We start from the raw sequence: 12,029 nt of genomic DNA, 5'->3' as shown, positions 1-12,029 counted from the left end.
AGTGGCCGATTATAACCACACCCGGCCCGTGACGACAGGCGACAGCGCAAGGCAAATCAGGTCAAACCGACAAAATAGACGTTTGACCGTAATTTTCCTTACATCAGAGACTTGCGGGCGAAATCCTTCAAACGCAAGCCCAACAGCAACAACATACCGAAATAAGCCAATATGCCAGCAGCCACCAAGCCGCCAAGGCGCATAAAGCGCTCGAGCATATGGCCTTGATCCCAGGCGGGCATAACGTGCATCAAGCCCATCAGCACCGCCGACATCACGACAACCGCCAACACCAGTTTGAACAGGTACAGCGACCAGCCCGGCTGGGCGATAAACAGCTTTTGCTTGCGCAACTGCCAGAACAGCAGTCCGGCGTTAATGCACGCGCCCACGCTGATGGCCAAGGCAAGCCCGGCATGCTGCAGCGGCACGATAAATACAAGGTTGAGCAACTGCGTGACCACCAGGGTGAACACGGCAATTTTTACCGGAGTGCGGATGTTTTGTTGCGCATAGAAGCCGGGCGCCAGCACCTTGATCAGGATCAGCCCGAGCAAACCGACCGAGTACGCCATCAGGGCGCGCTGGGTCATCGCCGCATCCAGGGCACTGAACTCACCGTACTGAAACAGCGAGACGGTCAGCGGTTCCGCCAGGATCGCCAAGGCCAGTGCACACGGCAACACCAGCAGAAAGCACAGGCGCAGCCCCCAATCGAGAATTCGCGAGTATTCCTGACGGTCTTTATTGGCGTAGGTTTTGGACAGCGTTGGCAGCAAAATTGTGCCCAATGCCACCCCGAGTACACCGGACGGCAATTCCATCAAGCGGTCTGCGTAGTACATCCAGGACACCGACCCGGCCACCAGAAAGGAGGCAAAAATCGTGTTGATGATCAGCGAAATCTGACTGACCGACACCCCCAGAATGGCCGGCACCATCTGTTTCATCACGCGCCATACGCCGGTATCGCGCAAATTGAGGCGCGGCAGCACCAGCATGCCGATTTTTTTCAAGTGCGGGAGCTGGAACAGCAACTGCGCAAGACCACCGGCCAGCACCGCCCAGCCCAGCGCCATCACCGGCGGGTCAAAGTACGGGGTCAGGAACAGGGCAAAGATGATCATGCTGACGTTGAGCAGCGTCGGCACAAACGCCGGCACCGAGAAGCGGTTCCAGGTATTGAGGATCGCCCCGGCCAGCGATGACAACGAGATCAGCAATATATAAGGAAAGGTCACCCGCAACATGTTTGAGGTGAGTTCAAACTTCTCGGGCGTGCTGGCAAACCCTGGCGCCGTGGCCCAGATCACCCAGGGCGCAGCCAGTATGCCCAGTAAGGTGACGATGGCCAGCACCAGCGTCAGCAGCCCGGCGACATAGGCCACAAAGGTGCGTGCGGCCTCCTCGCCCTGCTGATTTTTATATTCGGCCAGAATCGGCACAAACGCTTGCGAAAAAGCGCCTTCGGCGAAAATCCGGCGCAGCAGATTGGGCAGTTTAAAGGCAATAAAGAACGCATCCGTAGCCATACCTGCACCAAACATGCGCGCCACGATGGTGTCCCGGACAAAGCCCAGAACCCTTGAAATCATGGTGATGGAGCTAACAGCAGCCAACGACTTGAGCAAATTCATTGAAAGAGTTTTTGCCTTTAGAGAAAGAGCAGGCGAACAAAGCGTTCACTTATGCGATACTGCGCGCCGCAACAGCACAGAGCCAAGCTCGCGAGTTTACAGGTCAAGCGCCGGAAATAAATCTCCCGTCTCCCTCGATCAACCACTCAGCGGCTCGAATCAATCGCCCTTGACAAGAGTTGTCGTCATCGGCATGATTCGCGGCCTATTTTGTTTGTTAATTCCAAAAGTCTTTCGAGGAGCTCGACGGTGGCCAACACACCTTCCGCCAAAAAACGTGCAAAACAGGCTGAGAAGCGTCGCAGCCACAACGCCAGCCTGCGTTCCATGGTTCGTACCTACATCAAGAATGTAGTTAAAGCCATCGACGCAAAAGACGCTGCTAAAGCGCAAGCTGCTTATGTTCTGGCTGTCCCTGTTATCGACCGTATGGCCGATAAAGGCATCATCCACAAGAACAAAGCTGCTCGCCATAAGAGCCGCCTGAATGGCCACGTCAAGGCGTTGAACCTTGCGACTGCTGCTTAAGCGATAAGCTTTTAAAAAAACCGACCCCAGGGTCGGTTTTTTATTGCCTGCGATTTCACCAGAACCTTGTAGGAGCGAGCTTGCTCGCGATCTTTTGAGGTTAAAAGATCAAAAGATCGCAGCCTTCGGCAGCTCCTGCACAGTCACTTAGCGCTTTTATCAGCGCTGTGGCCACGGCAAGATCGGGATCGCAGTCACTGCGTTCTGCGGACTGCCTTCGACCAGGCGGTCGCTGTACACCAGATACACCAGCGTGTTGCGCTTCTTGTCGAGAAAGCGCACCACTTGCATGGTCTTGAAGACCAGCGAAGTGCGCTCTTTGAACACCTCTTCGCCATCTTTCAAATCACCCTTAAAACTGATCGGGCCGGTCTGACGACAGGCCAATGACGCTTCAGCGCGATCTTCCGCCAGGCCCAGACCACCTTTCATGCCGCCAGTCTTGGCCCGCGACAGGTAGCAGGTCACGCCATCCACTTTCGGATCATCGAATGCCTCGACCACAATGCGGTCGTTCGGCCCAACAAATTTGAACACGGTCGACACCGTGCCAATTTCCTCAGCCGATGCCAACAGAGGCACCGCCAAGATCAAACCCAACAGACCGCTAAGCAAGCGCATTCAACACCTCAATTTCAAACCAGGATCAGGTTATCGCGGTGAACCAACTCAGGCTCAGCCATGTAACCCAACAAGCTGACAATCGCCTCAGACGACTGCCCAATAATTTTTTGCGCTTCAGCCGCACTGTAGTTAGCCAGGCCACGGGCAATTTCTCGCCCGTCGGGCGCCACACACACCACCATTTCGCCACGACGGAACCCGCCCTGCACGGCTTTGACGCCCACCGGCAGCAAGCTTTTATGCCCTTCGGACAATGCCGCCACAGCACCGGCATCCAGCACCAGGGTGCCGCGCGTTTGCAGATGCCCGGCCAGCCACTGCTTGCGCGCCGCCAGCATGCCGCGCTCAGGCGACAGCAATGTACCCAGGCGCTCGCCTGCCTTCAGACGGTCCAGCACACGCTCCAGGCGACCACCCACAATGATGGTATGCGCCCCGGAACGCGCCGCCAGACGCGCCGCACGCAGCTTGGTCTGCATGCCGCCGCGACCCAGCGCACCACCGGTACCACCCGCCACTGCATCCAGCGCCGGGTCATCGGCACGCGCCTCATAGATGAGTTTGGCGTCCGGATTGTTACGCGGATCGGCATCAAACATGCCGTCACGGTCGGTCAGAATCACCAGCAGGTCAGCCTCGACCAGGTTAGCCACCAGCGCCGCCAACGTGTCGTTGTCACCAAAACGGATTTCGTCCGTGACCACTGTGTCGTTTTCGTTGATCACCGGGATCACACCCAACTCAACCAAAGCGCGTAAGGTGCTGCGGGCATTCAGGTAGCGCTTGCGATCAGACAGATCGTCATGGGTCAGCAAAATTTGCGCAGTGTGCCGCGAATGCTCGGCAAAGCTCGACTCCCACGCCTGCACCAAGCCCATCTGGCCGATCGCAGCGGCCGCCTGCAGCTCGTGCATTGCACTGGGTCGGACCGTCCAGCCCAAGCGGCTCATGCCGGCCGCCACCGCGCCCGAAGACACCAGCACCAACTCTACGCCCACCTCATGCAAGGCCACCATCTGCTCGACCCACACGCCCATCGCGGCGCGATCCAGGCCCTTGCCATCTGCTGTCAGCAATGCGCTGCCGATTTTCACTACCCAACGCTGCGCACCTGTCACCTTGCTCCGCATCATCATCCAACCTATGCCTGAGAGCAGCGCGACCGAGCGCCACCCATGGATTTATTCTTGATTACAGTTTCACAGATACCAAAACGCCGCTCAATTGAGCGGCGCTGTAGTTTACTGCAACGAATCAGTCGCGGACGTAAATGATTTCTGGACCATCTTCGTCATCAACATCTTCTTCGTCCCAGTCATCATCACCCATGTCATGGACGCTCTTCACGCCGCTGCGACGCAGGGCACGTTTGTCATCCAGGGCTTGAAGCTGCGCACGCGCTTCGTCTTCGATGCGCTGATCAAGATCGGCCAGCTCTTCCTTGTACACCGGATCATTGGCCAGACGGTCAGCACGGTCTTCAAGATAGCGCATGATGTCGTGGCACAACTTGTCGGTACCGATTTTGGCAATCGCCGAAATCACGTACACAGGGCCGGTCCACTCCAGGCGATCAACCACTTCTTTAACGCGCGCATCGTGCTCGTCTTCCGGCAGCGAGTCGCACTTGTTCAGCACCAACCAACGATCACGCTCGGCCAGCGACGGGCTGAACTTGATCAGTTCGTTAACGATCACTTCAGCGGTATCAGCCGCGCTGTCAGTGCCTTCAACCGGCGCCATGTCGACGAGGTGCAACAACAGACGGGTACGCGCCAAGTGCTTGAGGAAGCGAATCCCCAGGCCCGCGCCATCCGAAGCACCTTCGATCAAGCCCGGAATGTCGGCAATCACGAAGCTCTTCCAGCGATCTACGCTCACTACACCCAGGTTTGGCACCAGAGTGGTGAACGGGTAATCAGCCACTTTAGGCTTGGCCGCAGACACCGAACGAATAAAGGTACTTTTGCCCGCATTCGGCAAGCCCAGCAGACCGACGTCAGCCAGTACTTTCAATTCCAGCTTGAGGTCACGCTGCTCACCCGGCTTACCCGGTGTGGTTTGGCGTGGCGCACGGTTGGTACTGGATTTGAAACGGGTGTTGCCCAGACCGTGCCAGCCGCCGTGTACAACCAGCAAACGCTGACCCGGAACCGTCAGGTCACCAATGATTTCCTGAGTACCAGCGTCAATCACGGTAGTGCCCACCGGCACACGCAGTACCAGGTCTTCGCCCTTGCGGCCGGTGCAATCGGTGCTGCCACCGTTAGAGCCACGTTGCGCGTCAAAGTGACGGGTGTAGCGGTAGTCAACCAGGGTGTTCAGGTTCTCGTCAGCGACCATGTAGATCGAGCCGCCGTCACCACCATCACCACCGTTAGGACCACCGTTTTCGATGAACTTCTCACGACGGAAACTCATGCAACCGTTACCACCGTCGCCTGCTTTTACTTTGATCGATACTTCATCTACAAACTTCATAACAAAACACGCCTCTCGTCATCAGGACGAGCCGATAAAAACCAAGACATAAGACTCTTGCAAAAATGAGCGCAGCGACCCAATCAACAGCCGTTAAATCCAGCGCCTAAGCCCATACAAACAGTTTTGCAAGAGACTCACCCCACAAACGAAAAAGCCCCGTCGCAAGACAGGGCTCTTCCAGCTACCAAGCTATTACGCTGCGACGACTTCAGTCTTCGGAACGATGCTTACGTAGCGGCGACCGAAGGCGCCTTTAACCTGGAACTTGATCACGCCTTCCACTTTCGCGAACAGGGTGTGATCTTTGCCCATACCAACGCCGTAGCCAGCGTGGAATTGGGTGCCGCGCTGACGCACGATGATGTTGCCCGGAACGATAGCCTGGCCGCCATACATCTTCACGCCAAGGCGTTTGGCTTCTGAGTCGCGACCGTTACGGGTACTACCACCAGCTTTTTTGTGTGCCATGAGTCAATTCTCCTAGTGAGGAATTAGGCTGAAATTAAGCCTGAATACCGGTGATTTTGATCTCGGTGTACCACTGGCGGTGGCCCATACGCTTCATGTGGTGCTTACGACGACGGAACTTGATGATGCGTACTTTATCGTGACGACCTTGGGAGATCACTTCAGCAACAACAGTGGCGCCAGCAACAACTGGAGCGCCGATATTTACGTCGTCGCCATTGGCGACCAACAGAACGCGATCAAAAGTGACGGATTCGCCAGTAGCGACTTCCAGTTTCTCGATCTTCAGGTATTCACCCGGTGCTACTTTGTATTGCTTGCCACCAGTAACGATTACTGCGTACGACATGGTATTTCTCCGATAATCCTGCTCACCCAGCGCTTTATAGGTAAAGGTATTGGCTGGCATGGCTGCATGGGGCTGGAACGGCCCAAGTGCAATTGCGTAAGGCAGGTGCTGCCCAGGAAGTTCAGGGTGCGCGATTGTACGCAAGGCACGCGGGTGTTGCAAGGGGCCGTCCATCGCGCCTTGACAGGCCCAGCCCCCCGACCTAGCATGCCGCGCAACCCTTCTGGAGCACCTGTCGCTGATGCAACCCCAAGCTTTCTACCGCGCGGTGGCGGACGATTTTAGCGCCGTCGACGGCATCATCAAGAAGCAGCTGACTTCACGCGTACCGCTGGTCTCAAAAATTGGCGACTACATCACTTCGGCCGGCGGCAAGCGCCTTCGTCCTTTATTAGTGTTGTTGTGCGGCAAGGCCCTGGGCCGTGAAGGCGATGACCTGCGCTTGCTGGCTGCCACCATTGAGTTCCTGCACACCGCGACCCTGCTGCATGACGACGTGGTCGACATGTCCGGCATGCGCCGTGGCCGCAAGACCGCCAACGCCACCTGGGGCAACGCCCCGAGCGTGCTGGTGGGCGACTTCCTGTACTCGCGCTCCTTCGAAATGATGGTGGAGCTGGGCTCGATGCCGGTGATGAAGATTCTTTCACAAGCCACCCGCATCATTGCCGAAGGCGAAGTGTTGCAGCTGTCCAAGGTCCGCGACGCCAGCACCACCGAAGAAACCTACATGGAAGTCATCCGCGGCAAGACCGCCATGCTCTTTGAAGCATCGACCCACAGCGCCGCCGCGCTGGCCGGTGCAACCCCTGAGCAACGCGAAGCCTTGCGCACGTTTGGCGACCACTTGGGCGTGGCTTTCCAGTTGGTCGACGATCTGCTCGACTACCGTGGTGACGCCGAAACCCTGGGCAAGAACGTCGGTGATGACCTGGCAGAGGGCAAACCGACCTTGCCGCTGATCTACACCATGCGTGAAGGCACGCCCGAGCAGGCTGCTCTGGTGCGTACGGCCATTCAAAAAGGCGGCATTGAAGACCTCGAAAGCATTCGTGCTGCCGTGCAAGCTTCGGGCTCGCTGGAATACACCGCACAATTGGCCCGCGACTTCGTTGCCCGCGCCATTGCCTGCCTTGAAGCCCTGCCGCCAAGCGAATACCGAGATGCACTGGTTGAGCTGAGTGAGTTTGCGGTAGCCCGCACGCACTGATTCCTTGTAGCCGCTGCCGCAGGACCTTCAATAGTTGAGGGTCGCTGCGCAACCCATCGCAGCCTGCGGCCGCGACTACAGAGTTAGCGGTGCTCCCCCCTTCGGCACAAAAACCCTATATAATGCGCGCCTTTTAGCCATCCTGACTTTTAAGGAGCTTTAGTGAGCACGTTGCCACCCTGCCCAAAATGCAATTCCGAATACACCTACGAAGACGGCGCACAGCTGATCTGCCCGGAATGCGCCCATGAGTGGTCCGCCAACGGCGATGCTGACGAAGCCAGCGATGTAAAAGTCTACAAAGACTCCGCAGGCACAGTGCTGAACGACGGCGACACCATCACCGTGATCAAGGACCTGAAAATCAAGGGCACGTCCCTGGTGGTCAAAGTGGGCACCAAGGTTAAAAACATCCGCCTGTGCGATGGCGACCACGATATCGACTGCAAAATCGACGGCATCGGCCCGATGAAGCTCAAGTCCGAGTTCGTGCGCAAAGTCTGATCCTGTGGCTGACCTTCCTGCGCCCGCGCAGGAAGGGGTCATTCCCCGCAACACTCTCCCCGCCCCACCCTAAAGCCAGTTACGTTGACCCACGGCAGTTTTTACAAAGAAAAAAAAGAAATCCGCCAATAGGCACTTGCTATTAACTGAATAAGAATTATTCTCATTGTCATTCATCTAGGAGATGACAACGATGACTTATTTAATTGATGCATGGCTGGACCGCCCACACCCTTACCTGCGAATCCTGCACCGGGAAACCGGCGAAGTCTGCGCGGTACTGGAAGAAGAAGCGCTGAACGAACTGCAAGACCAGGGTGACCTGGACTTCAACGGCCTCAACTCAAGCGAGCCGCTGGTGCTCAAAGAGCTGGTGCGTAACCTGTTCCTGTTTTGCTATGCCCGGGCATTGCGCCCCATCGGCACCGCAGTCCATCACGAACACCACGCCAAAATAGAAATATGACCGCACAATGCTAAACGGCCCTGTAGGAGCGAGCTTGTCTCGCGAGCTTTTAAAAGATCAAAAGATCGCGAGGCAAGCTCGCCCCTACAGCTATAGCGCTGTGTTCTTACAGAACGTCCAGCAGCTCAACGTCGAATACCAGGACGCTGTGCGGAGCAATGCTGCCAACGCCTTGCGCGCCGTAAGCCAGTTCGCTCGGCACGTAGATGCGCCATTTGCTGCCGGCGTTCATCAGTTGCAGGGCTTCGGTCCAGCCAGCGATCACGCCGCCAACCGGGAATTCAGCAGGCTGGCCGCGCTCGTAGGAGCTGTCGAACACAGTGCCGTCGATCAGGGTGCCGTGGTAGTGAACACGTACGGTGTCTTCGCGGGTTGGCTTGGCGCCTTCGCCAGCGGTCACAACTTCAAATTGCAGACCGGAAGCCAGCGTGGTGATGCCGTCTTTCTTGGCGTTTTCAGCCAGGAAAGCCTTGCCTTCGCCTGCTGCCGCTTCTGCCTTGGCAGCCGCTTCAGCTTGCATGATCTCGCGGATCACTTTGAAGCTGGCCGACATTTCTTCCTGGCCAACACGGCTTTCTTTGCCCGCGAAAGCGTCGGTCAGGCCCGCCAGGATGGCGTCCAGGCTAACGCCCGGTGGCGGGTTGTCGCGCAGTTGGTCACCCAGCTGACGGCCAATGCCGTAGCTAACGCGCGTTTCGTCGGTCGACAGATTTACTTCGGACATAACACTGCTCCGCTATAGAGCGACTCAAAAAAGCCGTTTTTCAACCGCTTTCTCCCAGCCGCCCAAAACCAAAAAAGGGCGAGCAGACTACCACAGCCCCCAAAGCCTTCGCAGCCCGGGTTCGTGTGCTGCCCGTTAGTACAACCGCATCAGTGCTTGGTCAGCTTGTCGAGGTAGCCCATGGCGAACGCCGACACCACAAACGTCATGTGGATAATCACGTACCACATCAGGTATTGGGTTTCGATGTTGCGCGCATCCATGAACACCCGCAGCAGGTGGATCGAGGAGATGGCCACAATCGACGCTGCGACTTTCATCTTCAGCGAGGTAGAGTCCATGGTGCCTAGCCAGCTAAGCTTCTCTTTGTTGGTGTCGATGTCCAGTTGCGAGACGAAGTTCTCGTAGCCCGAGATCATCACCATCACCAACAGGCCGCCCACCAGCGCCATGTCGATCAGCGACAGAATGACCAGGATCAAGTCCGATTCAGTTAGCGCGAACACGTTTGGGATAACGTGAAACACTTCCTGGAAGAATTTCAACGCCAACGCCAGTAAACCCAGGGATAACCCGAAGTAAATCGGCGCCAAAATCCAGCGTGAGGCGTACATTGCATTTTCGATAAAGCGTTCCATTGAATCTCGCAGGCTGTAAAAAAAATGGGCGTGAGTATATCAGCCACAAATGGGCAGAGATAAAGCAGCAGACACAGTCAGTAAAAACATTTTCTGCTAGTGTCGACCTCATCAGCATCGTTTACGGACAGGAAAACTGAACAATGTATCTGCGATTCCCCTTGGTCTGTCTCGGGCTTTCCACCGCTTTGCTCATGACGGGCGGTTGCTCGCCTGGCGATAAACACCCGCAGGCCAGCCTGGAAGAAAGAACCGCAGCGTTCGAAAAGAGCCTCGATGCCATCAAGGACCCGCAGCTTAAAGACGCCGTGGCCGACCTCGGCGGCTCATTGCTGCTGCTGGAACGCGCCCGCATCAAGCTGGACGGCAAACCGGTCGACACCGAGTACGGCACAGATGAACTCGCGCAACTCAAGCACTACCCCAACAGCCAGGCCCTGAGCGACACCTACATCAACGGCCTGTTTGTGGTGCGCAAAAACTCCAGCTCCGACTACCTGACCGACCTGGAGCCGATCTTCCCGTTCAGCCAGAACAACGAATCCGATTTCCCGTTCCCGCATGCGCTGGAATGGCAGTCCGTGACGCTGAGCAACAAGCAAGTGGTGCCGTTCCAGGCGGAATGGTCAGAAACCGATTCAGGGATCCAGCTCAGCCCCTCCAGCGCCAACCTGAGCAACCCTGACGACCTGACCATCACCTACCCCTACATCGACGGCGTCGAAACCTCGAACATCCAGCAGCCTCAGCCCGTCACGCTGCACGGCGAAGCCGAAGTCATCGCCCCCGGTAAAGTGGTCAACCTCACCCTCACCAGCAAAGACGTGGGTAAAACCCGCACCGAGGGCAACATCAGCGTCACCCTGCTGGCGTTGGGTAAAAACTTTGCGGAAGTCGACATCAACAACAGCGCCCCGCTGGCCGAAGCAGTACGCGATACCGAACTCAACCCGCTGATCATCCAGGCCCGCGACGCGACCGGGCAGTACCTGGCCCGCGCAGGCTCCATAGACGAAAACGCCGAGCAACTGGCGTTCTACCAACAGCAACTGGCCGAAATGCTCAAGCAAACGGCCTGGAGCGATGAGTTCAGCAAAAAGCTCGACGACGAACAAAAAGCCTTTGATAGCCAACACCCGCATCACTACAGCAAGGTGTATTTCAACGGTCCGATTGAAAACGTCGACATCAGCGTGCTCGACTTCTCGACCGCCAACGTCACCCGCAAAACCCTCGATCTGCCCGTGGTGCGGCTCGACAAAAACGTTGTAGGCAAAGACATCCAGACGCTGCCGCTGTCGGTAGTGGTGTATGACGATCAAGCCGTCAACTACCTCAAGGACGCCACCCTGGACCCTGAGCACCTGAAAAAAAGCGTGGTTATCAGTCAGTCGGTAGATGACGCCAGCGCCGCCACCCTGGAGTTCAGCCACCCGCCGACCTTCAATGACGAACTGCTGGGCGAACTGCCTGACTCGGCCGACACCCCGGTAACCTTCTTTGCTGAAGACCAGAACGGTAAACGCGGTGAACCGCTGGAACTGCCGGCCGAAGCCTTCGATGCCGACCCGAAAACCGGTGTCATCACCTACGACCTCAACCTGTTCCCGGAAACCCCGGCCTACGCCATCGGCTCAATGCCGCTGTATGTGGCCGATATTGCCAAGCACACCCTGGACGTCGCCCACCTGCCCAAAGGGCTGGAGCTAAAAGGCAACGCGCTGGTGGTCGATCAGGCGCTGTTCCCGTCCGATGCCTGGCGCTTTTACGCCAAGGACGATACCGGCAACTACCTCAAGGAGGTCCTGGCTGTTAGCCACAGCGAAGAACCCAATGGCCCGGCCATCTTCGACGTGCACTACTTCTACGGCCACCCGACCCAGATCGAGAGCTACGCACGCACCGCTCTGGAGCCTGTGGAGTACGGCTTTGAGGCCAAGCTGGATAAAGTCCCCGAGGTCACGCCACCGCGCTGACAGACGCCTCAGCGCGAAGCCGGGCGGCGCTCACCATTGATCTGACGCAACTGGGCCTGCACATGCAGGCACCAGATTTGCGGCGTATCGGCTAACCGATAGCCGTGCAGCGTCAGGCTTTCAACAATGGATTGCAGAATGGTTTCGGCCACAAACGGGCCGCGAAACGGGCCCTGAGATTTGATCGTGGTTGGCTGCTCGCCCGACAAACCTGCCGCGAACAGAAGTGCCCACAGGCCGGTATTGCCTGCTAAAGGGCGAATACTGCACTCAATGCGAGTTTCCAGCCCCAGACATTGGCGGGTAAGGCAAAGGTTGCGCGACATGGCGGCGCCCCTCGTAGAGCCTGCTCAACAACACTTACTTGAGCATAGAAGCAAAAACCCGCCCGCAGAGGGCGCCAAGACCAACGGCTTAACAC

The 12,029-nt window shown here is 57.2% G+C and carries 14 protein-coding genes; 5 read left to right on the top strand and 9 right to left on the bottom strand.

The features are described from left to right. Positions 1 to 98: 98 nt before the first annotated feature. Positions 99 to 1,637 (bottom strand): murein biosynthesis integral membrane protein MurJ, encoded by a 1,539-nt coding sequence (gene murJ / locus ACJJU9_RS03650; RefSeq protein ID WP_331368940.1) that lies wholly within the window; start codon positions 1,635 to 1,637, stop codon positions 99 to 101. A 249-nt stretch (positions 1,638 to 1,886) separates the two neighbouring features. On the opposite strand from murJ, the gene rpsT reads away from it, so the two are divergent. Next, on the top strand, positions 1,887 to 2,165 hold the full coding sequence (gene rpsT / locus ACJJU9_RS03645; RefSeq protein WP_003443902.1) for a 30S ribosomal protein S20: 279 nt from the start codon (positions 1,887 to 1,889) through the stop codon (positions 2,163 to 2,165). 159 nt (positions 2,166 to 2,324) lie between these two features. Here rpsT and ACJJU9_RS03640 read toward each other — a convergent pair whose 3' ends face one another. The 5 genes from ACJJU9_RS03640 to rplU form a co-directional block, all read right to left on the bottom strand. After that, positions 2,325 to 2,786 (bottom strand): CreA family protein, encoded by a 462-nt coding sequence (locus ACJJU9_RS03640; RefSeq protein ID WP_407730075.1) that lies wholly within the window; start codon positions 2,784 to 2,786, stop codon positions 2,325 to 2,327. Between the two features lie 14 nt (positions 2,787 to 2,800). Further along, positions 2,801 to 3,919: a glutamate 5-kinase gene (gene proB, locus ACJJU9_RS03635; RefSeq protein WP_407730943.1), complete on the bottom strand. Its 1,119-nt coding sequence runs from the start codon at positions 3,917 to 3,919 to the stop codon at positions 2,801 to 2,803. A gap of 124 nt (positions 3,920 to 4,043) precedes the next feature. Then, positions 4,044 to 5,270 carry an Obg family GTPase CgtA gene (gene cgtA / locus ACJJU9_RS03630; protein ID WP_048388086.1) on the bottom strand — a complete coding sequence of 409 codons (1,227 nt, stop codon included), beginning with the start codon at positions 5,268 to 5,270 and terminating at the stop codon, positions 4,044 to 4,046. A gap of 195 nt (positions 5,271 to 5,465) precedes the next feature. After that, the gene (rpmA, locus tag ACJJU9_RS03625) at positions 5,466 to 5,741 is read right to left on the bottom strand and encodes a 50S ribosomal protein L27 (protein ID WP_047273595.1); all 276 of its coding nucleotides are present in this window, start codon (positions 5,739 to 5,741) and stop codon (positions 5,466 to 5,468) included. A gap of 34 nt (positions 5,742 to 5,775) precedes the next feature. Further along, a complete protein-coding gene (gene rplU / locus ACJJU9_RS03620) occupies positions 5,776 to 6,090 on the bottom strand; it encodes a 50S ribosomal protein L21 (protein ID WP_007950961.1) in 315 nt (104 codons plus the stop codon). 241 nt (positions 6,091 to 6,331) lie between these two features. On the opposite strand from rplU, the gene ACJJU9_RS03615 reads away from it, so the two are divergent. From ACJJU9_RS03615 to ACJJU9_RS03605, 3 genes are all read left to right on the top strand, one after another. Beyond that, positions 6,332 to 7,300: a polyprenyl synthetase family protein gene (locus ACJJU9_RS03615; RefSeq protein WP_048367394.1), complete on the top strand. Its 969-nt coding sequence runs from the start codon at positions 6,332 to 6,334 to the stop codon at positions 7,298 to 7,300. Between the two features lie 162 nt (positions 7,301 to 7,462). After that, positions 7,463 to 7,804, top strand: coding sequence for a zinc ribbon domain-containing protein YjdM (locus ACJJU9_RS03610; protein ID WP_048367396.1), 342 nt, complete (start codon positions 7,463 to 7,465; stop codon positions 7,802 to 7,804). Positions 7,805 to 7,997: 193 nt separating this feature from the next. Further along, positions 7,998 to 8,270 (top strand): hypothetical protein, encoded by a 273-nt coding sequence (locus ACJJU9_RS03605; protein WP_048367398.1) that lies wholly within the window; start codon positions 7,998 to 8,000, stop codon positions 8,268 to 8,270. A gap of 106 nt (positions 8,271 to 8,376) precedes the next feature. Here the strand turns inward: ACJJU9_RS03605 and ACJJU9_RS03600 are convergent, their stop codons facing one another. Further along, on the bottom strand, positions 8,377 to 8,994 hold the full coding sequence (locus tag ACJJU9_RS03600) for an FKBP-type peptidyl-prolyl cis-trans isomerase (RefSeq protein ID WP_048367400.1): 618 nt from the start codon (positions 8,992 to 8,994) through the stop codon (positions 8,377 to 8,379). 149 nt (positions 8,995 to 9,143) lie between these two features. Next, complete coding sequence (locus tag ACJJU9_RS03595; RefSeq protein WP_048367403.1) at positions 9,144 to 9,632, bottom strand: TIGR00645 family protein; 489 nt, start codon at positions 9,630 to 9,632, stop codon at positions 9,144 to 9,146. A 143-nt stretch (positions 9,633 to 9,775) separates the two neighbouring features. Here ACJJU9_RS03595 and ACJJU9_RS03590 point away from each other — a divergent pair, with 143 nt between their 5' ends. Continuing rightward, a complete protein-coding gene (locus tag ACJJU9_RS03590; protein ID WP_407730074.1) occupies positions 9,776 to 11,608 on the top strand; it encodes a hypothetical protein in 1,833 nt (610 codons plus the stop codon). Between the two features lie 8 nt (positions 11,609 to 11,616). Here ACJJU9_RS03590 and ACJJU9_RS03585 read toward each other — a convergent pair whose 3' ends face one another. After that, positions 11,617 to 11,934: a hypothetical protein gene (locus ACJJU9_RS03585; RefSeq protein ID WP_048367407.1), complete on the bottom strand. Its 318-nt coding sequence runs from the start codon at positions 11,932 to 11,934 to the stop codon at positions 11,617 to 11,619. Positions 11,935 to 12,029: the final 95 nt, after the last annotated feature.

Origin of the sequence: Pseudomonas helleri (genome assembly GCF_045830615.1) — a bacterium.
GTDB classification, from domain to species: domain Bacteria; phylum Pseudomonadota; class Gammaproteobacteria; order Pseudomonadales; family Pseudomonadaceae; genus Aquipseudomonas; species Aquipseudomonas helleri.
This window is presented reverse-complemented; position numbering and strand designations above follow the sequence as displayed.

Excerpts from the sequence above, each read along its gene's own strand:
- murJ (WP_331368940.1), bottom strand. The coding sequence starts at position 1,637 with ATGAATTTGCTCAAGTCGTTGGCTGCTGTTAGCTCCATCACCATGATT.
- ACJJU9_RS03640 (WP_407730075.1), bottom strand. The coding sequence starts at position 2,786 with ATGCGCTTGCTTAGCGGTCTGTTGGGTTTGATCTTGGCGGTGCCTCTG.
- proB (WP_407730943.1), bottom strand. The coding sequence starts at position 3,919 with ATGCGGAGCAAGGTGACAGGTGCGCAGCGTTGGGTAGTGAAAATCGGC.
- cgtA (WP_048388086.1), bottom strand. The coding sequence starts at position 5,270 with ATGAAGTTTGTAGATGAAGTATCGATCAAAGTAAAAGCAGGCGACGGT.
- rpmA (WP_047273595.1), bottom strand. The coding sequence starts at position 5,741 with ATGGCACACAAAAAAGCTGGTGGTAGTACCCGTAACGGTCGCGACTCA.
- rplU (WP_007950961.1), bottom strand. The coding sequence starts at position 6,090 with ATGTCGTACGCAGTAATCGTTACTGGTGGCAAGCAATACAAAGTAGCA.
- ACJJU9_RS03615 (WP_048367394.1), top strand. The coding sequence starts at position 6,332 with ATGCAACCCCAAGCTTTCTACCGCGCGGTGGCGGACGATTTTAGCGCC.
- ACJJU9_RS03605 (WP_048367398.1), top strand. The coding sequence starts at position 7,998 with ATGACTTATTTAATTGATGCATGGCTGGACCGCCCACACCCTTACCTG.
- ACJJU9_RS03600 (WP_048367400.1), bottom strand. The coding sequence starts at position 8,994 with ATGTCCGAAGTAAATCTGTCGACCGACGAAACGCGCGTTAGCTACGGC.
- ACJJU9_RS03595 (WP_048367403.1), bottom strand. The coding sequence starts at position 9,632 with ATGGAACGCTTTATCGAAAATGCAATGTACGCCTCACGCTGGATTTTG.
- ACJJU9_RS03590 (WP_407730074.1), top strand. The coding sequence starts at position 9,776 with ATGTATCTGCGATTCCCCTTGGTCTGTCTCGGGCTTTCCACCGCTTTG.
- ACJJU9_RS03585 (WP_048367407.1), bottom strand. The coding sequence starts at position 11,934 with ATGTCGCGCAACCTTTGCCTTACCCGCCAATGTCTGGGGCTGGAAACT.